This window comes from Geodermatophilus sp. SYSU D01176 (assembly GCF_054050015.1).
This window is the reverse complement of the sequence record NZ_JBJGYN010000011.1, coordinates 49,928-74,111: the sequence shown is the minus strand read 5'-3', so window position 1 is coordinate 74,111 and position 24,184 is coordinate 49,928. Positions and strand designations below refer to the sequence as shown.

The window sequence follows — 24,184 nt, the reverse complement described above, 5'->3', positions numbered from 1 at the left end:
TTCCGCGGAAACCGCCGGTCACGCGATGAGCGCGTCGATCGCCTTGTAGACCCGCTGCTCCGACACCGGCCGCGGGGTGCCGACGCTCTGCGCGAAGAGGCTGACCCGCAGTTCCTCGAGCATCCAGCGCACCCGCGCCACCGGGTCGTCGGGTGCCCCGGTCGACGGCACCTGCGCGCGCAGCTGCTCGTACTCGGCGGTCACCGCGGCGACCTGCTGCATCCACAGCTCGTCGCGCACCGCGTTGGCCGGCAGCTTCTCCAGCCGGTGCGCCATCCCCTTCAGGTAGCGCACGAGGTCCGGCAGCCGGCGCCGTCCGGCCGCGGCCACGAAGCCGCGGTGCAGCAGCCCGCCCATCTGCCGGCGCAGGTCGGCGATCGCCGCCTCGGGCACCCGCCGTCCGGGCGCGGCGCCGATGGCGACGGCGACCTCGCGGGCCTGGACGAGCACCGCCTCCACCCGCCGCACGGTGTCGGTGGTCAGCGGCACTAGCTGGGCGCGGGCGGACTGCACCAGCGCGGCGAACGCGGGCTCGTCCCGCGGCGGCCCGCCGGCGGCGGCGAGCAGCTCGTCGGCCGCGGCGTCCACGCAGTCGTCGACCAGCGCGGGGATCTCGCCGTCGGGGTTGAACTGCAGCGCCAGCCGGGTGGTCGGGGACAGCCCCTTCACCACCTGCCGGGTGGGTGAGCCCGCGACCAGCACCAGCAGTCGCCGGGCGCCGCGCCAGGTCAGCCGGGTGGCCTCCACCTCGGTGGCGACCACGCGGACGCCGACCGTCGTCCCCTCGTCGACCAGCGCGGGGAACGCGGTGACCACGTGCCCGCCCCGGCGGACCTCGACGGTCCGCGGCAGCGTGCCGAACGTCCAGGCGGTCTGCCCGGTGCGCTCGATGTCCGAGGCGGCCGCGGCCAGGCTGACCCGGCTCTGCGGCGCGACCTCCCGGCGCAGCGCCTGCAGGTCCTTGCCGCTGGCCAGTGGCCGGTGCCGGTCGTCGACGACCCGGAACGTCGCCCGCAGGTGGCCGGGCACCTGGTCCGGCGCCCAGGCGTCCGGCGGGACGACGACCCCCGCGGCCCGCCGCAGCTCCCGCTCCAGCGCCGGCAGCAGCGGCTCAGTGGGCGCGATGCGCGGCAGCACCTCGCGGACCCGGTCGGGGATCGGCACGAGCGCGCGGCGCAGCTGCTTGGGCAGGGTGCGCAGCAGCGCGGTGACCAGCTCCTCCCGCAGCCCGGGGACGGTGAAGGCCAGCGACTCCCCCGAGGTCTGCTCGGCCACGGTGTCCAGCACCGCCAGCGGGACGTCGACGGTCACGCCGTCGGTCGGGGTGCCCGGCGCGAACGCGTACGACAGCGGCAGGGTCAGCCCCTGGCTGAGCGGCACCTGGTCCGGGTAGTCCTCGGCCCGCACCTGCCCGGCCGCGGCGGCGTTGGTGAGCGTCTCGGGCGTGAAGGTGAGCAGGTCGGGGGTCTGCCGGCGGGCGGCCTTCCACCACTTGTCGAAGTGCCGGGTGGAGACGACGTCAGCCGGGATGCGCGCGTCGTAGAGCTCGAACAGCGTCTCGTCGTCCACCCGGATGTCGCGGCGGCGGGCCCGCTCCTCCAGCTCGGCGACCCGGCGCATCGCCTCGCCGTTGTCGTGCCAGAACCGGTGGTGCGTCGTCCACTCGCCGCCGACCAGGGCGTGCCGGATGAACAGCTCCCGGGAGACGACGGGGTCGATGGAGCCGTACTGCACGCGGCGGCCGGTGACCAGCGGGATGCCGTAGAGGGTGACCCGCTCGGTGGCGACGACGGAGCCGCGCCTGGCGTCCCAGCGGGGCTCGGAGTGCTCCCGCCGGACGAGGTGGTCGGCCAGCCGCTCGACGACCTCCGGGTCGATCCGGGCGACGGTGCGGGCGAACAGCCGGCTGGTCTCCACGAGCTCGGCGGCGACCACCCAGCGTGGCGGTTTCTTCGCCAGCGGGGTGCCGGGGGCGATGACGAAGCGGGCATTGCGGGCGCCGAGGTACTCCCGCCCGCGACCGCGGCCGTTCTTGGTGTCCTCGACCTGCAGGCCCACGTGGGAGAGCAGGCCGGCCAGCAGCGCGGTGTGGATGCCGCGCTCGTCGGGCTCGGTCGCGGGCTCACCGACGGTCATGCCCAGCCGGCGGGCGGTGCTGCGCAGCTGGCCGTAGAGGTCCTGCCACTCGCGGACGCGCAGGTAGTGCAGGAACTCGCGCTTGAGGGTGCGCCGGAACTGGCTGCCCGACAGCACCTCCTGCTGCCCGGACAGGTACCGCCAGAGGTTGAGCAGCGCGAGGAAGTCGGAGTTCTCGTCGGCGAACCGGGCGTGCGCCTGGTCGGCGGCCTGCTGGTGCTCGCCGGGCCGCTCGCGCGGGTCCTGGATGGTCAGCCCGGCCGCGATGACCAGGACCTCCTCCAGCACGCCGCGCCGGTCGGCCTCGACGACCATCCGGGCCATGCGCGGGTCCAGCGGCAGGGCGGCGAGCGCCCGGCCGGTGGGGGTGAGCGCGCCCGCGTCGTCCAGTGCGCCGAGCTCCTCCAGCAGCGCCACGCCGTCGGCGACCGCGCGGCGGTCCGGCGGGTCGATGAAGGGGAAGTCGGCGACGTCCCCCAGCTCGAGGGCGGCCATCTGCAGCAGCACCGAGGCCAGGCTGGTGCGCAGGATCTCCGGGTCGGTGTACTCCGGCCGGCTGTCAAAGTCCTCCTCGGTGTAGAGCCGGATGGCGATGCCCTCGGAGGTGCGCCCGCAGCGGCCGGAGCGCTGCCGCGCCGAGGCCTGGCTGATCGGCTCGATCGGCAGCCGCTGCACCTTGAGCCGCGAGCTGTACCGGGAGATGCGCGCGGTGCCCGGGTCGACGACGTAGCGGATGCCCGGCACGGTCAGCGAGGTCTCGGCGACGTTGGTGGCCAGCACGATCCGCCGGCCGGTGTGCGGGGCGAACACCCGGTGCTGGTCGGCGGCCGACAGGCGCGAGTAGAGCGGCAGCACCTCGACGGCGGGGAACCGCTCGGTGAGGACGTCGGCGGTGTCGCGGATCTCCCGCTCGCCGGCGAGGAAGACCAGGACGTCGCCGGGCCCCTCGGCCGCCAGCTCGTCGACCGCGTCGGCGATGGCGGTGACCTGGTCGCGGTCCGGGTCGGCGTCCGGGTCGTCGGGGTCGACCACCGGGCGGTAGCGGACCTCGACCGGGTAGGTCCGCCCGCTGACCTCGACGACCGGGACCTCGGCTCCGTCGACCGAGAAGTGCTTGGCGACCCGCTCGACGTCGATGGTCGCCGAGGTGATGACCAGCTTGAGGTCGGGCCGCCGCGGCAGGACCTGCGCCAGGTAGCCGAGCAGGAAGTCGATGTTGAGGCTGCGCTCGTGCGCCTCGTCGATGATCAGCGTGTCGTACTGGCGCAGCAGCCGGTCGCGGCCGATCTCGGCGAGCAGCACGCCGTCGGTCATGACCTTGACCAGCGTCGTGTCGGAGACCTGGTCGGTGAAGCGCACCTTCCAGCCGACGACCTCGCCGAGCGGTGTGTCCAGCTCCTCGGCGATCCGCTCGGCGACGGTGCGGGCGGCGATCCGCCGCGGCTGGGTGTGCCCGATCCGGCCCAGCACCCCGCGGCCGAGCTCGAGGGCGATCTTGGGCAGCTGGGTGGTCTTGCCCGAGCCGGTCTCCCCCGCGACGACGACCACCTGGTGGTCGCGCAGCGCGGCGGCGATGTCGTCCCGGCGCGCGCTCACCGGCAGCTCGGCGGGGTAGCGCACGGCGGGGGCGGCGGCACGACGGCGGGCGATGCGCTCCTCGGCGGCCGCGACGTCGGCGGCGATCCGCGCCCGCTGCCTCGCCCGCGCCTCGGCGTCCCGCGTCTTCCGGGTGCCGTCGAGCCGCCGGGCCAGCCGGTGCCGGTCCTCGAGGGTCAGTCCGGCCAGCCGCGCACGCAGCTCGTCGGGCGGCGTGGTCACGGACGGTCTCCTCGGCTGGGGATGGGGGGTGCGGCTGCGGGGACGGCGGCCGGCGCGTTCTCCAGGATCGCACCGCGGCCGGGTCGGCGGGGGTGGGGCGCCTCACTTGCGTGCGCCGTACAACTGGTTGTTTGGCCGGTGCAACCGGTTGTAGGGTGCACGGTGTTCCGCCCGCCGTCCCCTGGAGGACCCGTGTCCGCGTCCCCTGCCGTGCCCGGCCCGGCGGCGCCCGGCGACGACCGGCTCACCGACCTGGCCGTCCTGGGGGAGCAGTTGCCGCGTTTCATGCGGCTGGTGCACGCCCTCAGGGCCGGCCACGCCGCCGAGGGCCGCGCCGCGCTGGTCCTGCTGTTCCCCCTGGAGCGGCTCGGTCCGCTGCGCCAGGGCGCGCTGGCCGAGCTGGTGCACGCCGACCCCTCGACGGTCAGCCGGCACGTGGCCGCGCTGATCGAGGAGGGCCTGGTCCACCGGGTCGCCGACGAGACCGACGGGCGGGCCAGCCGGCTGGTCGTCACCGATGCCGGCCGGGCCGCGCTCGGCCGGCTCCGCGCCGAGCGCGAGGCCCACCTCGCCCGGGTCACCGCCGACTGGCCGGCTGCGGACCTGACCGCCCTGACCCACCTGCTCGGTCGCCTCCTCGACGACCTCGCCGCGGCCCTGCCCGGCGAGTCCACCGTCGCGCCGGTCGCCGTCCCCTCGAGAGAGAAGCCATGACCTACAGCACCCGCCCCAGCGCGGCCGAGCGGCGGGACGCCCGGGCGCTGGCCGCCGCGCCCGCCGAGGACGGCGCCTTCAGCCACCGGCAGATCCTCACGATCATCGCCGGGCTGATGGTCGCGATGTTCCTGGCGGCCCTGGACCAGACCGTGGTGGCGACGGCCATCCGCACCATCGCCGACGACCTGCAGGGCTACGACCTGCAGGCCTGGGCGACCACGGCGTTCCTGATCACCTCGACGATCTCCACCCCGCTGTACGGCAAGCTCTCCGACATCTACGGACGGCGGCCGTTCTACCTGTTCGCCATCGCCCTCTTCGTCGTCGGCTCGGTGCTCTGCGGCATCGCGGACTCGATGTACCAGCTGGCCGCCTACCGGGCGGTCCAGGGCGCCGGTGCCGGAGGCCTGATGTCGCTGGCCCTGGCGATCATCGGCGACATCGTGCCGCCGCGGGAGCGCTCCCGGTACCAGGGCTACTTCATGGCCGTCTTCGGCACCTCCAGCGTGCTCGGCCCGGTCATCGGTGGCTTCCTGGCCGGCCAGACGTCGCTGCTGGGGCTGACCGGCTGGCGCTGGATCTTCTTCGTCAACGTGCCCCTCGGCCTGCTCGCCTTCCTCGCCGTCTACCGCGTGCTGCACCTGCCGCACCTGCGCCGCGACCACCGCATCGACTGGCCGGGCGCGCTGGCCCTGGTCACCGCGATCGTGCCGCTGCTGATCGTCGCCGAGCAGGGCCGGCTCTGGGGCTGGACGTCGGGCCGCGCCCTCGCCTGCTACGCCATCGGCGCCGTCGGCCTGGTCCTCTTCGTGCTGGCCGAGCGGGCCTACGGCGACGAGGCCCTGCTGCCGCTGCGCCTGTTCGGCAACCGCAGCTTCACCATCGCCACCCTCGGCAGCGTGGTCGTGGGCGCGGGCATGTTCGGCGGCCTGCTGCTGCTCCCGCAGTACCTGCAGATCGTGCACGGCTCGAGCGCGACCGTCGCGGGCCTGCAGATGATCCCCCTGGTCGCCGGGATCATGATCGGCGCGATGAGCTCAGGGATCGCCATCTCCAAGACCGGGAAGTACAAGGTCTTCCCGCTGGCCGGCACCACGCTGATGACCGTCGCCCTGCTGGCCCTGTCCGTCGTCGTCGGCGCGGAGACGTCGATCTGGGCGCTGGTGCCGTTCATGGTCCTGCTGGGCGTGGGGCTGGGCTTCAACTTCCAGCCCGCGGTCCTCGCGGTGCAGAACGCCGTCCCGCCGAGCCAGATGGGCGTGGCCACCTCCTCGGTGACGTTCTTCCGCCAGATGGGCGCGACCGTCGGCACCGCCGCGTTCCTCTCCGTGCTGTTCACCCGCCTGCCGGTCGACATCGAGGAGTCGCTGACCTCGGCGGCGGCCACGGACCCGCGGGTCGGGCAGGCGCTGCAGACCGGTGAGCTGCAGGCCGGCGCCGACCTGTCGGACACCTCGTTCATCCAGGACCTGCCGGCGCACCTGGCCCTGCCGTTCAAGGCCGGGTTCTCCGACTCGATCGACCTGGTGTTCCTCATCGCCGCGTGCGTGGCGGGGCTCGGGTTCGTCGTGTTCCTGTTCCTGCCGCAGCTCGCCCTGTCGAACAAGTCCGGCATCCAGGCCGCCCGGGAGGCCGCGCGGCAGGCCGCCGGCGCCCCGTCCGCCAACGACGCGGGTGAGCAGGTCCCGCAGGCGGTCGGCGCCGCGGCGCCGACGTCCACCGCTCCGCCGGTGGGCCGCCCCGGCAACCCCCGGCACCGGCACCGCGCCTGACAGTACCTCTTCCCGGCGATCATGGCGCCGTGACCGCCCCGGAGTGCTCTCCGGTGGTCACGGCGCCATGATCGTCCGAGGGCTCAGGGTGTGAAGACCGCCCGCACGCAGCCGTCGGTCTTGTCCTTGAACATCTGGTACCCGCGCGGCGCCTCCTCCAGCGGCATCACGTGCGTGGCCAGGTGCTCGGTGGTCAGCTCCCCGCGGGCCATGTGCTCGAGGATCCGGGGCATGTAGCGCTGCCCGTGCACCTGCGCCCCGCGCACGGTCAGCCCCTTGTTCATCAGCGCGCCGAGCGGGAACTTGTCCACCATCTGCGCGAAGACGCCGAGCACGAAGACGCTGCCACCCTTGCGGCAGGCGAGGATCGCCTCCCGGACGGCGGAGGGCCGGTCGGTCTGCAGCCGCAGCTGCTGCTTGACCTGGTCGTAGGCCCCCTGGACGCCGGTGCTGTGCGCCTCCATGCCGACCGCCTCGATGCAGACGTCCGGTCCGCGACCGCCGGTGACCTCGCGCAGCTCGGCCAGGACGTCGGTCGAGGAGTAGTCGATGACCTCGGCGCCCACGTGCTCGCGGACCTGGGCCAGCCGCTCGGGCAGCCGGTCGATGACGTGGACCCGCTCCGCGCCCAGCAGCATCGCGGCCCGGGCCGCCATCTGGCCGACCCCGCCGGCGCCCCACACGGCGACGACGTCACCAGGCTTGGTGCCGGCCAGGTCGGCGCCCATCCAGCCGGTGGAGACCGCGTCGGAGGCGAACAGCGCCCGCTCGTCGCTCACACCCTCCGGGACGACGAACGCCCCGACGTCGGCGTACGGGACCCGGACGTACTCCGCGTGGCTGCCGGCCCAGCCGCCCATCGCGTGCGAGTAGCCGAAGCAGCCGCCCGGGCTCTGGCCCCACAGCGACTCGGTGATGCCGGGGTTCGGGTTGCCGTTGTCGCACAGGCTGTAGAGCTCCTGCCGGCAGTACCAGCAGTGCCCGCAGGCGATGAAGGAGTTGACGACGACGCGGTCGCCGACCTTCCGGTCCCGCACGCCCTTCCCCACCTCGACGACCTCGCCCATGAACTCGTGGCCGAGGACGTCACCGGCCCGCATGAACGGGATGTAGCCGCCGAGCAGGTGCAGGTCCGACCCGCAGGTGGTGGTGCGCCGCACCCGCAGGACGACGTCGTGGTCGTTGAGGACCTGCGGGTCCGGGACGGTCTCCACCGACACCTCGTTGACCCCGGTCCAGGTCGCCGCCCTCACAGCACGCCCTCTCCCCCGGCGCGCCGGGTCATCCCCTCCAGCGCCGCACCCTGTGGCGTCGGCGTGCGCACCCCGTGCGGCGCCGGGTCCACCCGGAGCACCTCGCCGACCTCGATGAGCTGCTTGGCCTCGCGCAGGGCCGAGCGGAGCGCGCGCAGCTCGTCGTCCGACGGCCGGTCGCGGTAGCGGGCGGCGAGCTCGGTGCCGCGGTCGCCCGGCGCCGGGGTGATCCGCACCTCGATGCGGTCGCCGAGCGCGGCCAGCGGCGCCGGCAGGTCCGTCCCGGTGCCCACCTGCTCCGGCGGGCACAGCACGGTGACCGCGCGCCAGCGACGGGCGGCGGTCCCGGGGGCGTCGGTGGACGACGACTGCCCCGCCCCGGGCAGCCGCACGTGCTGGAGGCGGCCGAGCAGCGCGCCCCCAGCCTCCGTGGCGGCTCCCCGGAGGGAGTCGAGGAACCTGGGCACGACCATGACGCGTCCTCCTGGCGTCGACGGGTGTCGCCCGCGGGCTACCCACCGCGGCGCCGCGGCCAACCGCGCCTACTGTGACCGGGGCCGCTGCTCGCCGGCCCCGTCGTCCCCGGAGGCTCTTCGTGCGCTCGTCGCTGATCCTGTCCCGCCGCGACCTGGACTTCCTCCTGCACGAGTGGCTGCAGGTCGAGGACCTGGTCAAGCGCCCGCGCTACGCCGAGCACTCGCGGGAGACGTTCGACGCGGTGCTCGACCTGGCCGAGCAGATCGCCACCGAGCACTTCGCGCCGCACAACCGGAAGGCCGACGAGAACGAGCCGCGGATGGTCGACGGGAGGGTCGTGCTCGTCCCCGAGGTCAAGCAGGCGCTGGACGTCTTCGTGGCGGCCGGGCTGATGGCCGGGGAGTTCGACGAGGAGTACGGCGGCCTGCAGCTGCCGCACGTCGTCGGCCAGGCCGTCTTCGCCTGGTTCAAGGCCGCCAACGTCGGGACGTCGGCCTACCCGTTCCTCACCATGGGCAACGCCCGGCTGCTGCTCGCCCACGGCAGCCGGGAGCAGATCGACACCTACGTGCGCCCGGAGATCGAGGGCCGCTGGTTCGGCACGATGGCGCTGTCGGAGCCGCAGGCGGGCTCGTCGCTCGCGGACATCACCACCAGGGCCGTGCCGCAGGACGACGGCACCTACCGGCTCACCGGCAACAAGATGTGGATCTCCGGCGGCGACCACGAGCTGACCGAGAACATCGTCCACCTGGTGCTGGCCAAGATCCCCGGCGGCCCGCCCGGGGTGAAGGGCATCTCGCTGTTCGTCGTCCCGAAGTTCCTGGTGAACCCGGACGGCTCGCTGGGTGAGCGCAACGACGTCGTCCTGGCCGGCCTGAACCACAAGATGGGCTACCGGGGGACGACGAACACGCTGCTGAACTTCGGCGAGGGCGTGCACCGCCCCGGCGGGCGGCTCGGCGCCGTCGGCTACCTGGTGGGCGAGCCGCACCACGGCCTCACCTACATGTTCCACATGATGAACGAGGCGCGGATCGGCGTCGGCATGGGCGCCACCGTGCTGGGCTACACCGGCTACCTGCACGCGCTGGAGTACGCCCGCACCCGCACGCAGGGCCGGCCGGCGGGGGCCAAGGACCCCTCCTCGCCGGCGGTGCCGATCATCGAGCACCCCGACGTGCGCCGGATGCTGCTGGCCGCCAAGTCCTACGCCGAGGGCGGGCTGGCCCTGGGCCTGTACTGCGCCCGGCTGGTCGACGAGGAGCAGACCGCGGGGACCGAGGAGGAGCGCGCCCGCGCCCACCTGCTGCTGGACACCCTCACACCGATCGCCAAGGCGTGGCCCTCGCAGTGGGGCCCGGTCGCCGACGACCTGGCCATCCAGGTGCACGGCGGCTACGGCTACACCCGCGACTACCCGGTCGAGCAGTTCTACCGGGACAACCGGCTCAACCCGATCCACGAGGGCACGAACGGCATCCAGGCGCTGGACCTGCTCGGCCGCAAGGTGGTCGCGCAGGGTGGGGCCGGGCTGCGGCTGCTCGGCGAGACGATCACCTCGACGACGGCGCGCGCTGCGGGCACGCAGTGGGCCGGGTTCGCCGCCGACCTGGACGCCGCGGGGGCCCGGCTGGGCTCGGTGACCGCGACGCTGTGGGGCACCGGCGACCCGGACCTCGCGCTGGCCAACGCCAGCGTCTACCTGGAAGCCGCGGGCCACCTGGTGGTCGGCTGGCTGTGGCTGGAGCAGGCGCTGGCCTGCGAGGGCTCGACCGGCGCCTTCCCCGAGGGCAAGCGCGCCGCGGCCCGCTACTTCTGGCGCTGGGAGCTGCCGCGCACCCGCGCCCAGTTCGACCTGCTCGAGTCGCTGGACCGGACCGTTCTCGACACCGACGAGGCCTGGCTCTGACGCACGACCGCCCCGCGACTCCGGCAGGAGGCGCGGGGCGCTGGTGAGGTGATGGAACGGCCACCCTTCAGGGGCCCACTCCGAGCTTGCGAGGCGTGGGGGAAGGGTGGTCCTCCTTCACGCGGCGCGGGCACCCACCGGTTCGGCGCTCACGGTCCGGGTGGTCGCCGGGCGGGCCGCCACGGCCTGCGCCGCGCGCTGCTCCCGCTCGTACCGCGCGGTCGAGGAGGTGCCCATCACGATCACCAGTGCGGTCAGGACCAGGAACCCCACGAGGGTCACGGCCGGCCACAGCACCATCAGTCAAACCCCTTTGTGCAGAGTCGCCGCAGGGGTCGAGAGGCCCCCGTGGCACGTCGTCGTTGCTCCGGGTCTACCCCGCTCGACCGCCGTCTCAATCGTCGAGGTGGGGCTGCACCTGATGGTGTGTGATCGACTCCACACCCGGCGTCAGGTGCGCCCCGGATCACCGCCCGTGGTCTGATCGCCGGGTGTCCCGCGGCGCCGACGACGAGCAGCGGTCGCCGCGACCGGCGGTCCTGGTCGCCGTCCTCGCCCTCGGCACGACCGCGCTGTCGCTCATGCAGAGCCTCGTCGTCCCGCTGCTCCCGGCGATCGGCGAGCAGCTCGGCGTCTCGGCGAACGCCGCCGGCTGGGTGCTGACCGCCAACCTGCTGGCCGCCGCCGTCGCCACGCCGGTCCTGGGCCGCCTGGGCGACACCTGGGGCGAGCGGCCGGTGGCCCTCGGCGTCCTCGTCGCCATGTCGGCCGGGACGCTGCTCGCCCTGGTCACCACCTCGCTGCCGCTGCTCCTGGTGGCGCGGGTCCTGCAGGGCGCCTCCTACGGCCTGTTCCCGCTGGCGATCAGCGTGCTGCGCCGGGAGCTCCCCGCCGCCCGGCTGGACGTCGCGATGTCGGTGGTCAGCAGCACGCTGGCCGTGGGCGGCGTGGTCGGCCTGGTGGCCGCCGGGGTGCTCACCCGGGACGGCGGCGACTACCACCGGCCGTTCTGGATCGGGCTGGTCGTCTGCCTGGTCACCCTGGTGCTGACGGCGGTGGTGCTCCCCCGCCGCCGCGCCACCGGCTCCGGCCGGGTCGACTGGACCGGCGCCGCCGTGCTGGCCGGGGGCCTGGTGCTCCTGCTGCTGCCGGTCTCGCAGGGCAACGCCTGGGGGTGGGCGTCGCCGGGGACGCTGGGCTGCCTGGCCGGCGCGGCGCTCGTGCTGCCCGGCTGGGTGCTGCTGCAGCGGCGACGCGCCGAGCCGCTGGTCCGCCCGGGGCTGCTGGCCGATCCGCGGATCGTGGTCCCCAACGTCGCCGGGCTGCTCACCGGGATCGGCCTGTTCGCCTCCTTCCTCGTCGTCCTGCAGTACGTGCAGACGCCGCCGGAGGCCGCCGGGTACGGCTTCGGCGCCTCGGTGCTGGAGGCCGCGGTCGTCTACCTGCTGCCCGGTGGGGTGGCCGGCGTCCTGCTGGGGCCGCTGGCGGGGCGGGTCGTGGCCCGGCTGGGCGCGCTCGCCACGCTGCGCGCCGGCGCGGTGTGCGGGCTGGCCGGCTTCCTGCTGCTCGCGGTGCTGCGCGACAGCCCGGCGCAGGTGGTCGTCGCCGGGCTGCTCACCCAGCTGTGGGTCACCGTGGCCTACGCCGCGCTGCCCGCGCTCGTGGTCGCCGCCGTCCGGCCCGAGGAGACCGGGGTGGCCAACGCGGTGAACTCCATCGCGCGGTCGGTCGGCCAGGCGGTGGGCAGCACGGTGACCGTCGCGGTACTGGCCGCGGGCACGGGCTTGACCGGCTTCCCCTCGGCGGGCTCGTTCACCGCGGTCGCGCTCGTGGGGGCCGGCAGCGCGGCCGCCGTCGCCGTGGTCACGCTGGCCGGCCGGGGGCGGCGCGACACGGCGGTGGAGGCCGCGACGGCCGCGGTCCCCGGCGCCCGCTGAGATCACGGACGGGTCGCGACACACCGGCGGCGGGCATGGACCTCGATCACCCGGGGCACCTCAGGCGGTACGCACCCATCCGACCGGAGGACTGACGATGGCCCGCTCCAGCGGCCCACGCGGCAGCGGTACCGCCGCGAACGACACCCGCTTCACCGGCAACACCGCGGGGGACCCCGCTCCGGACGACCCCAAGGTCAACGACACCCGGCTCGACAACGCGCCCCAGGGCGCCGACAAGGCGCCGACGACCGGCGGAACGCTGAAGCGGACGCTCAAGGAGTTCAGCGAGGACAACCTCACCGACTGGGCGGCGGCGCTCACCTACTACGGCACCCTCGCGCTGTTCCCGGCGCTGATCGCGCTGCTGTCGATCGTCGGGCTGCTGACCAACCCGCAGGACCTCACCACCGCGCTCACGGCCGTCGTGCCCCAGCAGGCGGCCAGCACCTTGACGCCGGTGGTCGAGCAGCTCGCGGGCAACACCGCGCCGGTCGGCCTCGGTCTGGTCCTCGGTCTCGCCGCCGCCATCTGGTCGGCCTCGGGCTACGTCGGGGCCTTCACCCGCGCGGCCAACGTGGTCTACGAGACCCCCGAGGGCCGCAAGGTCTGGAAGCTCAAGCCGCTGCAGCTGCTGGTCACGCTGATCGGCGTGCTGTTCGCCGCGCTGATCGTGGCCATGCTGGTGCTCAGCGGCCCGGTGGTCGACGCGGTCGCCGGGGCCATCGGTCTGCCCGACGCGGTGGTGACCGTGTGGAGCTGGGCCAAGTGGCCGGTCGTCGTCGTGCTGGTCGCGCTGATGATCGCCGTCCTCTACTACTCGACCCCCAACGTGAAGCTGCGCGGCTTCCGCTTCACCAGCCCGGGTGCCGCCGTGGCGCTGCTGGTGTGGGCCGTGGCCTCGGCGCTGTTCGCCTTCTACGTGGCGAACTTCAGCAACTACAACGCCACCTACGGCGCCCTGGCCGGCGTGATCGTCTTCCTCGTCTGGTTCTGGCTGACCAACCTGGCGCTGCTCTTCGGCATCGAGCTCGACGCCGAGATCGAGCGCACCAAGGAGCTCAAGGAGGGCGTGCCGCTGGCCGAGAAGGAGATCCAGCTCGACGCCCGCGCCGAGCCCAAGGACCGGCACACGCACTGACGAAGGGCCACCCTTCCCCCCATGCCTCGCATGCTCGGCGCGGGACCCTGAAGGGAGGCCGTGCGCCGGGCCCCCTCCCGATCGGGAGGGGGCCCGGGTCGTCGCACAGCGGTGTGCTGATCGGTTGACGGTCCGTGCCGTCGCAGCGGCGAGACCGGCGGTCTCGTACGGTCACAGGCTCGAAGCGTGCGAGATCGCCGATCTCGCCGAGAACCGCTGTCAGCGGGACGTCGGCGGGCGGTCGCCGCGGCGGGCCGGCGGGATCCGCTCGACCAGGCCCGCGAGCCCGGCCAGCCCCCGGCTGACCACCTCGCCGACGGGGGCCAGCCCCGCGGGGGCCCGGCGGACGACGGCGTCGACGACGTCGCGGCTGCGGTCCAGCGCCGACAGGGGCAGCGCCGAGAGCGCGTTGCCCGGCGGACGGCGGGACACCGTCGGGTGCGGCCGGGTCGGCGAGATGCGGCGGACCAGCTCCCAGCGGCGGCCCAGCGCCCGCAGCTCGTGCGGGTCGAGCCGTTCCTGCACCCGCGGGAAGAGCACGTCCTCCTCGTCGCGCACGTCCTCGCGCAGCACCTCCACGAGGCGGGACAGCCGCTGGGTGCGCCGCGGATCGTCGTGCGGCAGCGTCTCGAGCTCGCTGACCAGCTCGTTGACCTCCTGGTGCTCCTGCTCGATCCGCAGCGTGAGCTCCTCGCCGTCGGGCAGCACCCGGCGCAGCACCGGCCACAGCACGCTCTCCTCGGCGAAGGCGTGGCTGAACACCAGCCGGTCGATGCGGGTGAGGACCTCCTCCTGCGCGCGGCCGGTCGTGCCCTCCAACGCGTGCAGCAGCCGGTCCAGCTGGATGTGGTCGCGGCGCTGGCGGACCAGGACGCTGCCCGGCCCCCCGAGCTCCTCGACCGACTGGTCGGCGATGGAACGGCTCACGACGGGTACCTCCTGGGGTTGCCGAGGTTGCTGTCCTGCCCGCCGGGCGACCTGCGCATGCGCGGACCGGGGGGTCAGCGCACGAAGCCGGTGACCGCGGTCCGCAGCTCGGCGGCCACGAGGGGGAGCGGCCCGGCCGCCGCTCGGGCAGCCGCGGTCTGCGCACAACGCGGACACGTCGGGGTGCCGGCCGCCCCACGCCGGCGGCATCCGGTCCACCCTGGGGACCACGCCGCCGACCCGCCTGCCGACCCGGAGGACCCGTGCCCCCCTGCGCCGCGCCGCCCCACCCACCCGGTGCCGTCTGGCTGGAGCAGGGGGACGACGGCGCCGTCCTGCACCTCCGGGGCGAGGTCGACACCGCCACCGTGGTCCGCTGGGACGCCGAACGACCCGGGGCGGACGGCGCGCCGTCGGGTGCGGTCGTCGCGGTCGACGCCTCCGCCGCCGGCTTCCTCAACTCCGCCGGGGTCGCCCTGCTGGTCCGCGAGACCGACGCGCACCGCCGGGCCGGTGGGCGGCCGGAGCTGCGCAACCCGTCGCGGGGGGTGCTGCAGGTGCTGCGGCTGACCGGGGTGGCCGACCTGTTCGACGTCGTCGCCGGCTGACCGCGGCCGCTCAGGTCGTCGGGCCGGGACGCCCGGACGCGCGGAGCATGCGCTGCAGGCGATCGAGCAGGTTCTCCAGCGACTCCTCGAACTCCGCGGCGGACTCGTCCTCGGCCAGCAGCGGTGCGAGCCGGCGCACCAGCGGGAACTCCGCGAGCGACCGCTCGTCCGCGTCGGGTGCCCCCTCGGGGTCGTCCTCCGCGGTGATCGGCACCCCCCGCTGCGCGACCTCGAGCAGCAGGTGCCCGAGCAGGAAGCTGGTGTACGCGCGGTAGGCGGCGACCGCGGCCTCGTCGCTGAACCCGTGGCCGGTGAGCGCGTCGAGGAAGCTCTCCAGCCAGCGCAGGCTGCGCAGCGGTGGCCGCACCCACGGGGCGGCGGGGGGCCGGGTCGCGATCAGCGGGAACAGGGCCGGGTGGGCGATGGCCATCCGCCGGACCCCGTGCGCCAGCCGCTGCAGGTAGTCCTGCCAGCCGTGCTTCGGCGCCAGGTACACCTCCGGGTCGCCGTACAGCTCGTCGACGACCAGGTCGACGACCCCGTCGAGCAGGTCCTCGCGGCCGGTGACGTGCCGGTACAGCGCCATCCCCTCGACGCCCAGGTGCGCCCCCATGCGGCGCATGGTGAGCGCGTCGAGCCCGTGCTCGTCGATGAACTCGATGGCCGCGGCGAGCACCCGGCGCCGGTCGAGCGGCGTCCGGGCCGTCCCGGGCGGGGACGCGCGGAGCGCCCGTGTGTGCGGCTGCCCGTCCCGGGGCACAGCAGCAGGAGGCCCAGCGTCGTCGGCCACGCCTGCCTCCCGTCGTCGTCCGTGGACCCCCGTTGTACGCCGTACGGCCCGCCTCGCGTGGACCTGGCGTCCTGGCGTACCCGGGATCACCGTGTTTACGCCGTAAGCACGACGGGCACACCCACCTCAGCGCCTGCACGACGGTGCGCCAACGGACGGTGCTGCGGACCCGCAGCACGCCCCGAGACACGCGACAGGAGCAGCATGATCACCGAGACGCAGATCCAGCAGGTCATCGGCACCACCGCCGTCGACGCCGACGGCGACAAGCTGGGCAAGGTCGGCGAGGTCTACCTCGACGACGAGACCGGCCGCCCCGAGTGGGCCACCGTGCACACCGGCCTGTTCGGCACCAAGGAGACCTTCGTGCCGCTGGCCCAGGCCGAGCTCTCCGGCGACCAGCTCCGCTTCCCCTACGACAAGTCGAAGGTGAAGGACGCCCCGAAGATCGAGACCGACGGCCACCTGTCGCCGCAGGAGGAGCAGGAGCTCTACCGCTACTACGGCCTCGGCAACGGCACGGCGGTCACCGACACCACCACCACGACCACCGGGACGGCCGGGCTGGCCGGGACCGCGGGTACGGCTGGCGGGCGCCACGACCTGTCGGGTGAGGCGGGCGTCGTCGGCCACGACACCTCCGGCCCCACCACCGACAACGCGATGACCCGCTCGGAGGAGCGCCTCAACGTGGGCACCCGCTCCGAGGAGGTCGGCCGCGCCCGGCTGCGCAAGTACGTCGTCACCGAGAACGTGACCCAGACCGTCCCGGTGTCGCACGAGGAGGTCCGGGTCGAGCGCGAGCCGATCACCGACGCCAACATCGGCAACGCCCTCGACGGCCCGGCGATCTCCGAGGAGGAGCACGAGGTCACGCTCCGCGCCGAGCGTCCGGTGGTGGAGAAGGAGGCCGTGCCGGTCGAGCGGGTGCGCCTGGACAAGCAGACCGTCACCGACCAGGAGCGGGTGGCGGCCGATGTCCGCAAGGAGGAGATCGAGGTCGACGGCGCCCAGGGCACCGGCGTGACCGGTGGCACCACCGGCCGCGACGACCGCGGCTTCGTCGACAAGGCCAAGGACGCCCTCGACCGCGACGACGACGGCCGGATCGGCCGCTGATCGCAGGACCACACGACGAGGCCCCGCCGGCGCGATCGCGCCGGCGGGGCCTCGTGGCGTGCCGGGCCGGTCAGCTCCCGGTGGGGGTGACGCCGAACATCAGGACCCGGCGCTCGATGTCGTAGTGCACGGTGGCGGTGTTGGCGAGCAGGTCCTGCAGGTTGTCCGCGTCGTCGGGGTCCAGGGTGAGGACCTCCTCCCAGGCGCCCTGGTCGAGCACCAGCTGCAGGGTGTAGGTGCCCGGCTTCCCGGGCTCCCCCGCCACCCAGCTGAACTGGTAGTGGCTGAGCTGGCGGACCTTGACGCTGTTGTCGGTGACCGGCTGCGGTACCTCGGGCACGGCATCTCCCTCCGTCGGGGCCGCGCGGGACTGCGCGAGCCCTCGACCTGCGCGTACCCGCTGCCGCGGGCGGCACCCGTTCGCCCGGCGTGTCCTCCTCGCAGCGCCGGCCGGTCCCATCGGTCCGCGACGAGCCGGGCGACGGGTAGAGCGTCGGGCGACGACGAACGAGCCCGGTGGCCCGGGCCGGGGGTACCGGCCCGGACCACCGGGCTCGAGGTGCGGAACGCGACCCGTCAGCGGGCGTTGGCCGCCAGGGAGGCGGGCAGGGTCAGCCGGAGGGTGTCCGGGACGTCATCCGCGGCGCGTCGCGGCGTGGGCACCAGGTCGATGACCAAGCGCGTCGGCGCGAAGGCCTCCGCGTAGCCGATCCGGGCCTGAGCGCCCCAGTGCCGGGCCGAGGCCACGACCGCGTCGGGCTCCACCATCGCCGACATCTCCACCTGCGAGGCGTGCGCGCCGAGCGCGGCGAGCTTGCCGGAGAGGTAGGCGGTCACGTCGACGAACGTCGTCGGGGAGAAGGTCAGCGTGGACGGGCTCTGGTAGTGCATGACCCGGGAGAGCCGGCGGGCTGCCGACAGGGTCGCCGCGGCGACGGCGCGGTGGTCCTGGTGGCTGTCGTCGGGGGCGTGCACGTAGACGACGTCGGCGTCGGTCTCCTTGATCGCCCGCTCCACGACCGCGACCGTGGCGGCGTCCGGCGTGACGGTGCAGTCGACCTGGCCGCCCCACAGCAGCCGGGCACCCAGGGTGCGGGCGGCCTGCTCCTGCTCGAGACGCCGGCCGACGATGACCTCGACGTCCCCCGGGCCGTTCTCGCCCCCGGTCATCACGAGCATGGTGACGGCGTCGCCGGCCGCCGAGTGCGCCAACAGCGTGGCGCCGCAGCCGAGCTCGATGTCGTCGGGGTGCGCCCCGACCGCGAGGACCCTACGCATCGTCGCCCCCGGTCACGGCCAGCGCCCGCTTGCGGGTCCGCTGCACCAGGACGGCGCCGACGACGCCCGCGGCCGCGAGCCCGATGGCCGGGCCGGTGCCGTTGCCCTCCTCCGGCAGCTCCGTCGACGCAGGGCACGCCGGACCGTCACGGGTGATCGTCACGGACCTGCCGGAGACCGTCCAGGTCGCCGTCTCGTTGGCGTTGAAGGTCTCGGTGAACACCCCGTTGACCGTGCCCGGTTGGAACGTCGTCGGCTGCCGGCCGTCGTGGGTGGAGGGCACCAGCCGGTTGTCCGTCCCGCGTGGGTAGGTCACCGCCTGGGTGCTGCTGTTCGTGTACCCCAGCACGGCGATCCAGTCGGCCTCACCCGCCACCCGCTTGATGCAGTTGACCACCGGCGTCACCTCGCCGACCGCCGATGCCGTGCCCGGCAGGGCGAGCAGCCCCACGACCGCGACCACAGCGACCAGCGCGGCACGGGAGACGCGGGCGCGGACGCGCCGCACCGTGGATGACCTGCCGTCCATGAACCGAGTCCTCGTCTCCGGGGCGGCCGGCCCGCCCGTCCGGGACGCATCGGCAGGCCCGGGCCGGGACCACAGGGCTCCGGGCCGCGAACCCCCCGAAGGAGGGACGTCAGCTCCGGGCCAGCGCCCCAGCAGGGACAGGGCCAGCTCGGCGGCCGCCGGGAAGGTGTCGACGACGGCCTCCGCCCGCGGCTCGTCGGGAGCCGTGGCGTACTCCCCCTGCCGGACGCGGATCGCCCGTGCACCCACGGCCGCCGCCACGGCGACGTCCTTGCCGGGCCGGTCGCCGATCACCAGCAGCCGCTCCGGGGGCAGGCCGAGCCGCTCGGCGACGGCGAGCAGGCCGGCAGGGCGCGGCTTGCGGACGGCGCGGCCGCCCAGCGTGTCCGTGACGACGACGACCGGCAGCAGCGGGCCGAGGCCGGTCGCGGCCACCTTCGCCGCCTGGATGGCCGGGGTGCCGTCGGTCAGGCAGGCCAGCGGGGCGGCCGCCGCGAGCAGCCGCAGCGCCTCCTCCACCCCCGGGTAGGGCGACAGCCGGGGCGGGGTGTGCCGGGTGAACGCCGCCACGAGCGGCGGCACCAACTCGACCAGAGACGACGCCGGGACGCCGACCGCGAGCAGCGCCCGGTCGATCGTCCCGCCGGCGTCGGAACCGGCGGCCAGCTCGCGCCGCAGAGCGGCCTGCACGGCGGCGCCGTCCAGCCCCGCGTGCCCGGCCGCGACCCCGACCGCCGCCGCGGCCGAGGCGAGGTAGTCGGCCTGGGGGTAGAGGGTGTCGTCGAGGTCGACGACCACACCCAGCGGCGGGGGCCGGCTCACCACGGCAGCCGGCCGTCGGTGAAGTCCGGCTCGTCGAGGGCCAGCAGGGCGTCGGTCCGCTCGTCGGCGAGGACGGCGGCCACCTGCGGACCCGTCGTCCCGTCGCCGTACGGGCACGGCACCGTCGCGGCCCGCTCCTGCCCCTCGGCGCTGGTGTGCCCGGCCGCGGCGGAGAGGACGGCGGCCGCCGCGCGGTCGTCGGCCAGCCCGGCGAGCGTCGTCGTCCCGGCCTCCACGCCCTCCCAGCGCGGCGTCGAGCCGCGCAGCACCACCACGGGGACGCCGAGGTACGCGGCCTCCTCCTGGATGCCGCCGGAGTCGGTGACCGCCAGGCGCGCCGCGGCCAGCGCGGCCAGCAGGACGTCGTACCCGACCGGCCCGGTGCGGGTGACCCCCGGGTGCTCCAGCCCCCGGTCCAGCCCGGTCGACGACAGCCGTGCCGCGGTGCGCGGGTGCACCGGGAAGGTGACCGGGCCGACCTGCTCGGCCAGCGCCCGCACCACACCGACCAGGCGGGCCAGGCGGACCGGGTCGTCGACGTTCGTCGGCCGGTGCGCGGTGACCAGCACTCCCGAGCGCTCGGCGACCGGCACCCGCCGCACACCGCGGGCGACCAGGGTGTCGATGCAGGGGTTGCCGACGACGAACACCCGCTCGGCGGGGACCCCCTCGTCGGCGAGGAAGGCCGCCGCCCGCTTGGTCGGCGCGAGGTGCAGCTGGGCGGTGGCCGCGGCGACCCGCCGGTTGACCTCCTCGACGCTGCGCGGGTTGAGGCTGCGCAGGCCGGCCTCGAGGTGCGCGAACGGCACTCCCGCGGCGCGGGCGGCCAGCGCGTACGCCGGCACGGTGTTGGTGTCGCCGAGCGCGAGCACCAGGTCCGGCTGGAACAGGCGCAGCGCCCGGAAGGCGTCGGCGTGGAGCGCGCCGGTGCGCTCGGCCGGGTCGGCCGGCAGCGCGAAGCGGTGCCCGGGGGTCAGCCCGAGCGCCGCCTGCAGCTGCGAGCCCATCGCCGGGTCGGTGTGCTGGCCGGTGTCGACCACGCTGACCCGGTGGCCGGCGGCGGTCAGCGCGCTGACGACCGGAGCCAGCTTGACCACCTCCGGCCGGGTGCCGAACGGCACCAGCACGTGCCGTGAGCGGCTCACGCCGTCACCGCCACGGGGGCGCACGGGTCGACGACGGGGCTGCCGTCGTGGCTCGAGTAGGTCTCGGCGAAGTAGCGGCTCATCGCGACGCCGGGCCGGAAGGACAGCTCCGGCAGCGGCTCGCCGCGGACGCCGGCCAGGTACGCGCTGACGACGTCCGCCCCGGCCGCGAGGGTGAGCGGCAGCCCGCCGGAGAAGCGCGGGTTGATCTCCACGACCGTCGCGGTGCCGTCGTCGGCGACGAAGCCCTGCACGTTGGCCGGCCCGGTGAGCCCGACCGCGGCCAGGGCGCCGACGACGACCCCGGTCACCGCGGCGGAGGCGAAGGTGCGGCCCTTCACCGAGATCCCGGCCTTGGTCTCCTCCCGCCAGCGCGGCACGACCACGCGGACGGCGCCGTCCCGGTCGACCAGGGCGTCGGCGGTGAACTCGCGCCCGGTCAGCCGGGTCTGTGCGATCAGCCCGCCGTCCTCGCGGAGCGCCCCCACCACGGCAGCGCGCTCGTCGAGCAGCCGCACGCTGCGGCTGCCGCGGCCGGCCAGCGGCTTGACCACCCACGGCCCCGGGACGCCGGCGGCCTCGCCGGCGGACGCGGCGGTCGCCGGGTGCGGCACCCCCGCGGCGGCCATGGCCCGGGCGAACGCGGCCTTGTCGCAGCACAGGTCCACGGCGGCGGCCTCGGGCAGCCAGGTGGCGACCCCGGCCGCGGCCAACCGGCCGGCGCCGGCCGCGAGGTGCGGCAGCTCCTCGGCCACCGTGCTGATCAGCGCGTCGGCGCCGTACGTCGCGCAGACGCCGACGAGCGCCTCGACGAACCGGGGGTGGTCACCGCGCGGGAGGGTGACGGCCACGTCGGCCAGCGCGCCGCCGGCGGCGGCGCTGTCGGCGTCGCCGGCGACGACGCGGTGACCGAGGGCGGCCAGCCGGCGGACGACGGCCACGCCGGCGGGGCCACCGGAACCCGTGACGAGGACGGCGGCGCGGGCGGCGGCGCGGGCGGCGGGCGGGGCGGCCGCGGGCGGGCGGGGCTGGGGCAGGGAGGAGGTCATCGGGCGTCCTGGGTCGTCGGGGTGGGCACGGGGACACGGGGGCGCGGCGGCAGCGGCACGGGCGGGCGCAGGTCGGCGCGCGTGGGCAGCCGCAGCAGCCGCACGGTGGACGGCTCGTCGTCCTCGGGGACGGCGTCCTCGGGGACGGCGTCGTCCTCGGGGACGGCGTCGACCCCGGGCGCGACGGGCGGCTCGGGTTCCGGCGCCGCCCCGTGCCCGGAGGCGGGGACGGCGTCCCGCTCCGGGTGCTGCAGCAGCCAGCCGCGCGCCCACAGCCGGAGCGCCGCCACCCGGGAGTTGGTCACCGGCTCCCACTGCCGCGCCGCGATGGCCCCGGCCAGCGCGTCCAGGACGGCCGGGTCGTCGTCGTAGGTCGCCACCGCCACCAGCGAGGCGGCGTGCGCCCCCAGCCCGTCGCCGGCCAGCGCGCGCACCCGCGCGGCGCGCTCGGCCGAGGGCAGGTGGCCGATGCGGTAGTCGATGCGCCCGGCCTCGCGGCGCGCGCCCATCCAGCGGGCGACCCGCCGGTGCAGCACGTACCGGTACATGAGGCCGGTCAGGTTCAGCCGGCGGGAGACGGCGCGGACGTCCTCCTCGGCCAGCCGGTAGCCCAGGCCGGGGCGCGCCCAGCTGTCGGGACGGCGGGCCGTGTGCCGGCCGGCGACGTCCTGCTCGGCGCGCTCGGCCGTGGGCAGCGTGATGCAGACCATCAGCAGGAAGCCGCCGAGGGTGGCCGCGAGGTTCCACACGGTCCCGACCCAGTCGTGGAAGAGCACCAGCGCCGGGGTCCCCCACACCAGGCCGGCGAGCGTGGAGCCGGCCAGCCGCAGGTGGTTGAGGACGAGCAGCGCGGCGACGGCGACGACCAGCCCGGCGACCGCGTGCTGGCGCCGGCCGCGCAGGACGACGGCGGTGAGCGCGGTCAGGCCGAGGACCGACAGGATCGAGGAGCACGACTCGGTGACCTCGGCCAGGATGATCTCGCCGTCGGGGCGGAACACCAGGATGTGCCGTTCCAGCGACGCCGACACCGAGTCGACGCCGACCAGGTCGAGCACGTTGGCCACCCAGCGGGCCTCGTGCACCTGCAGGAACCCGGCGCCGTAGCGGAAGCCGACGGCGCAGATGACCACGGCCAGCAGCAGGTCGAGCAGCACCGGGACCAGCCGGCGGCCGCTGCGCCGGGGTCGGCGGGGCTGCCGGTACCGGTGCCGACCCCGCTCGAGGGGCACCGCCGCAGCGGTGGCCGTCACGACCCCGCGCCGGCCGGCGCGACCACGGGCGGGTCGACCCGCACCGTGGAGGTCGCGCCGGACCGGGAGGTCTTCACCCAGGTGTAGGGGCGGCCGAGCATGCCGTCGACGTAGGCACGCGTGGTGATCCAGATGGACAGCGCGAAGGCGGGCAGGAAGCCCAGCAGCCGCCAGGCCGACCGCCGCTCGACCCGGCCGATCAGCAGGCCGACCGAGAGCTCGGCCAGCGGGCCGACGAAGAGCAGCATCGACAGCGGCAGCAGCGCCACGACCGGCAGGTCGCCGATGCCGAAGGCGCGCAGCACGGTCAGCACCAGGCCCATGCCGCTGAGCAGGGGCACGTGGTAGACGAGCAGGAAGAGCGTCGTCTCGATCTTCTCGACCAGGTTCAGGTGCGGCGAGCGCATGAGCGGGCGCCAGTAGTCGCGGAAGCACTTCTGGTGGCCGCGGGCCCACCGGTACCGCTGCTTCCAGAACCGCTGCGCGCTGACCACCGCCTCCTCGAAGTCGACGGCGGAGAGGTCGTAGCGGACGCGCTGGCCGGCCAGGAGCACCCGCAGCGTGAGGTCGGTGTCCTCGGTGACGGTGTGCGGGTTCCACCCGCCGAAGCCGCGCAGCGTGGACATGCGGACCGCGCAGTTGGCCCCGCCGTACGCGGGCAGCTCGAACAGCGCCTGCCGGCCGTACTCGTTGACCAGGTAGCCGGAGAGGAAGTCCACGAAGACGGTCGAGGCCATCGGCGAGTCGCGGCCGTTGCGGATGACGCAGCGGCCCATGACCGCGCCGACGACCGGGTCGCGGAAGTGCCGGACCAGCCGCCGCAGCGCCGTCGGCTCCGGCTCGTGGTCGGCGTCGAAGACGACGGCGATCTCGGCGTCGACCAGGTGCAGCGCGTCGTTGAGGGCGCCGGACTTGCCGCCGCCGGAGCCCGGCGGGCGGTGCAGCACGCGCAGCCGTGGCTCGCGGGCGGCCCACGCGTCCAGCCGGGCGCCGGTGGTGTCGTCGGAGCCGTCGTCGACCACGACGAGGGTGAGCCGGTCTGCCGGGTAGTCCAGCGCGAGCAGCGCCGTCACCATCCCGTCGACGACGAGCTCCTCGTTCTTGCAGCCCACGAAGACCGCGACCGGGGGCGTGTAGCCGTGCAGCCCGACGTCGGCGGCGAGCATGTCGTGCTCGGCCCAGCGGGCGGCGGCGACGGCGAAGCCGAGGTGCCGGCAGAAGTAGATGCCGAAGACGACGTTGAGCACGCCGGCGATCACGCCGAGCGTCTCGTCGAGGCCGTAGGAGAGGGCGACCATCGCGAAGCCGCAGGCGTAGGCGAGCAGCACGAGCGGCCGGCCCTCGGGCCGGCTCCCGTGGGGATCCCCGGGGGGCGCGATGGCTGCCGCGGGCGCGATGACTGCCGGCGGGCCGCCGGCAGCGGGCGGGGGCCCGGTGCCGGGCGCGGTCGTGCCGCTGACCACCGCCCCACCTCCCCGCCGCGCGCGACCACGGCGGAGCA

General features: G+C 75.1%; 20 protein-coding genes. 7 read left to right on the top strand and 13 right to left on the bottom strand.

Going from position 1 to position 24,184, the window contains the following annotated elements:
* Positions 1–18: 18 nt before the first annotated feature.
* On the bottom strand, positions 19–3,954 hold the full coding sequence (gene hrpA / locus ACI78Z_RS08665; protein WP_457036119.1) for an ATP-dependent RNA helicase HrpA: 3,936 nt from the start codon (positions 3,952–3,954) through the stop codon (positions 19–21).
* A gap of 192 nt (positions 3,955–4,146) precedes the next feature.
* Between hrpA and ACI78Z_RS08660 the strand changes: the two genes are divergently transcribed.
* Together ACI78Z_RS08660 and ACI78Z_RS08655 are read left to right on the top strand one after the other, a co-directional pair.
* Complete coding sequence (locus ACI78Z_RS08660) at positions 4,147–4,668, top strand: MarR family winged helix-turn-helix transcriptional regulator (RefSeq protein WP_457036118.1); 522 nt, start codon at positions 4,147–4,149, stop codon at positions 4,666–4,668.
* Positions 4,665–6,443, top strand: coding sequence for an MDR family MFS transporter (locus ACI78Z_RS08655; RefSeq protein ID WP_457036117.1), 1,779 nt, complete (start codon positions 4,665–4,667; stop codon positions 6,441–6,443). The genes ACI78Z_RS08660 and ACI78Z_RS08655 overlap by 4 nt, the downstream gene beginning before the upstream one ends.
* Before the next feature lie 83 nt (positions 6,444–6,526).
* Here the strand turns inward: ACI78Z_RS08655 and ACI78Z_RS08650 are convergent, their stop codons facing one another.
* Both ACI78Z_RS08650 and ACI78Z_RS08645 read right to left on the bottom strand, forming a co-directional pair.
* Complete coding sequence (locus tag ACI78Z_RS08650) at positions 6,527–7,696, bottom strand: zinc-dependent alcohol dehydrogenase (protein ID WP_457036116.1); 1,170 nt, start codon at positions 7,694–7,696, stop codon at positions 6,527–6,529.
* Positions 7,693–8,169: a hypothetical protein gene (locus tag ACI78Z_RS08645; RefSeq protein ID WP_457036115.1), complete on the bottom strand. Its 477-nt coding sequence runs from the start codon at positions 8,167–8,169 to the stop codon at positions 7,693–7,695. The genes ACI78Z_RS08650 and ACI78Z_RS08645 overlap by 4 nt, the downstream gene beginning before the upstream one ends.
* A 122-nt stretch (positions 8,170–8,291) precedes the next feature.
* On the opposite strand from ACI78Z_RS08645, the gene ACI78Z_RS08640 reads away from it, so the two are divergent.
* On the top strand, positions 8,292–10,085 hold the full coding sequence (locus ACI78Z_RS08640; protein WP_457036114.1) for an acyl-CoA dehydrogenase: 1,794 nt from the start codon (positions 8,292–8,294) through the stop codon (positions 10,083–10,085).
* A 117-nt stretch (positions 10,086–10,202) separates the two neighbouring features.
* On the opposite strand, the gene ACI78Z_RS08635 is transcribed toward ACI78Z_RS08640, so the two are convergent.
* Positions 10,203–10,385: a hypothetical protein gene (locus ACI78Z_RS08635; RefSeq protein WP_457036113.1), complete on the bottom strand. Its 183-nt coding sequence runs from the start codon at positions 10,383–10,385 to the stop codon at positions 10,203–10,205.
* Positions 10,386–10,576: 191 nt separating this feature from the next.
* Between ACI78Z_RS08635 and ACI78Z_RS08630 the strand changes: the two genes are divergently transcribed.
* Complete coding sequence (locus ACI78Z_RS08630) at positions 10,577–12,022, top strand: MFS transporter (protein ID WP_457036112.1); 1,446 nt, start codon at positions 10,577–10,579, stop codon at positions 12,020–12,022.
* A 97-nt stretch (positions 12,023–12,119) separates the two neighbouring features.
* Positions 12,120–13,163 (top strand): YihY/virulence factor BrkB family protein, encoded by a 1,044-nt coding sequence (locus ACI78Z_RS08625; RefSeq protein WP_457036111.1) that lies wholly within the window; start codon positions 12,120–12,122, stop codon positions 13,161–13,163.
* Between the two features lie 219 nt (positions 13,164–13,382).
* Here the strand turns inward: ACI78Z_RS08625 and ACI78Z_RS08620 are convergent, their stop codons facing one another.
* On the bottom strand, positions 13,383–14,090 hold the full coding sequence (locus tag ACI78Z_RS08620; RefSeq protein ID WP_457036110.1) for a hemerythrin domain-containing protein: 708 nt from the start codon (positions 14,088–14,090) through the stop codon (positions 13,383–13,385).
* A 263-nt stretch (positions 14,091–14,353) separates the two neighbouring features.
* On the opposite strand from ACI78Z_RS08620, the gene ACI78Z_RS08615 reads away from it, so the two are divergent.
* Positions 14,354–14,698 (top strand): STAS domain-containing protein, encoded by a 345-nt coding sequence (locus tag ACI78Z_RS08615; protein WP_457036109.1) that lies wholly within the window; start codon positions 14,354–14,356, stop codon positions 14,696–14,698.
* Positions 14,699–14,708: 10 nt separating this feature from the next.
* Here the strand turns inward: ACI78Z_RS08615 and ACI78Z_RS08610 are convergent, their stop codons facing one another.
* Positions 14,709–15,488 carry a TetR/AcrR family transcriptional regulator C-terminal domain-containing protein gene (locus ACI78Z_RS08610; protein WP_457036108.1) on the bottom strand — a complete coding sequence of 260 codons (780 nt, stop codon included), beginning with the start codon at positions 15,486–15,488 and terminating at the stop codon, positions 14,709–14,711.
* Positions 15,489–15,692: 204 nt separating this feature from the next.
* On the opposite strand from ACI78Z_RS08610, the gene ACI78Z_RS08605 reads away from it, so the two are divergent.
* Positions 15,693–16,607 (top strand): DUF2382 domain-containing protein, encoded by a 915-nt coding sequence (locus tag ACI78Z_RS08605; RefSeq protein WP_457036107.1) that lies wholly within the window; start codon positions 15,693–15,695, stop codon positions 16,605–16,607.
* A 70-nt stretch (positions 16,608–16,677) separates the two neighbouring features.
* Here ACI78Z_RS08605 and ACI78Z_RS08600 read toward each other — a convergent pair whose 3' ends face one another.
* From ACI78Z_RS08600 to ACI78Z_RS08570, 7 genes are all read right to left on the bottom strand, one after another.
* Positions 16,678–16,947 (bottom strand): hypothetical protein, encoded by a 270-nt coding sequence (locus ACI78Z_RS08600; protein WP_091448646.1) that lies wholly within the window; start codon positions 16,945–16,947, stop codon positions 16,678–16,680.
* Between the two features lie 236 nt (positions 16,948–17,183).
* Positions 17,184–17,885 (bottom strand): PIG-L deacetylase family protein, encoded by a 702-nt coding sequence (locus ACI78Z_RS08595; RefSeq protein ID WP_457036106.1) that lies wholly within the window; start codon positions 17,883–17,885, stop codon positions 17,184–17,186.
* On the bottom strand, positions 17,878–19,236 hold the full coding sequence (locus ACI78Z_RS08590; protein WP_457036105.1) for an HAD family hydrolase: 1,359 nt from the start codon (positions 19,234–19,236) through the stop codon (positions 17,878–17,880). The genes ACI78Z_RS08595 and ACI78Z_RS08590 overlap by 8 nt, the downstream gene beginning before the upstream one ends.
* Complete coding sequence (gene wecB / locus ACI78Z_RS08585) at positions 19,233–20,381, bottom strand: non-hydrolyzing UDP-N-acetylglucosamine 2-epimerase (RefSeq protein WP_457036104.1); 1,149 nt, start codon at positions 20,379–20,381, stop codon at positions 19,233–19,235. The genes ACI78Z_RS08590 and wecB overlap by 4 nt, the downstream gene beginning before the upstream one ends.
* A complete protein-coding gene (locus ACI78Z_RS08580; protein ID WP_457036103.1) occupies positions 20,378–21,430 on the bottom strand; it encodes an ATP-grasp domain-containing protein in 1,053 nt (350 codons plus the stop codon). Before ACI78Z_RS08580 ends, wecB begins: the two co-directional genes overlap by 4 nt.
* Positions 21,427–22,683 carry an exosortase/archaeosortase family protein gene (locus ACI78Z_RS08575; RefSeq protein WP_457036102.1) on the bottom strand — a complete coding sequence of 419 codons (1,257 nt, stop codon included), beginning with the start codon at positions 22,681–22,683 and terminating at the stop codon, positions 21,427–21,429. Before ACI78Z_RS08575 ends, ACI78Z_RS08580 begins: the two co-directional genes overlap by 4 nt.
* Positions 22,680–24,146 (bottom strand): glycosyltransferase, encoded by a 1,467-nt coding sequence (locus ACI78Z_RS08570; protein WP_457036101.1) that lies wholly within the window; start codon positions 24,144–24,146, stop codon positions 22,680–22,682. The genes ACI78Z_RS08575 and ACI78Z_RS08570 overlap by 4 nt, the downstream gene beginning before the upstream one ends.
* Between the last annotated feature and the right edge of the window lie 38 nt (positions 24,147–24,184).

Coding starts and splice junctions, on each gene's coding strand:
- ACI78Z_RS08655 (WP_457036117.1), top strand. CDS start 4,665: ATGACCTACAGCACCCGCCCCAGCGCGGCCGAGCGGCGGGACGCCCGG.
- ACI78Z_RS08645 (WP_457036115.1), bottom strand. CDS start 8,169: ATGGTCGTGCCCAGGTTCCTCGACTCCCTCCGGGGAGCCGCCACGGAG.
- ACI78Z_RS08635 (WP_457036113.1), bottom strand. CDS start 10,385: ATGGTGCTGTGGCCGGCCGTGACCCTCGTGGGGTTCCTGGTCCTGACC.
- ACI78Z_RS08625 (WP_457036111.1), top strand. CDS start 12,120: ATGGCCCGCTCCAGCGGCCCACGCGGCAGCGGTACCGCCGCGAACGAC.
- ACI78Z_RS08605 (WP_457036107.1), top strand. CDS start 15,693: ATGATCACCGAGACGCAGATCCAGCAGGTCATCGGCACCACCGCCGTC.
- ACI78Z_RS08595 (WP_457036106.1), bottom strand. CDS start 17,885: ATGCGTAGGGTCCTCGCGGTCGGGGCGCACCCCGACGACATCGAGCTC.
- ACI78Z_RS08580 (WP_457036103.1), bottom strand. CDS start 21,430: ATGACCTCCTCCCTGCCCCAGCCCCGCCCGCCCGCGGCCGCCCCGCCC.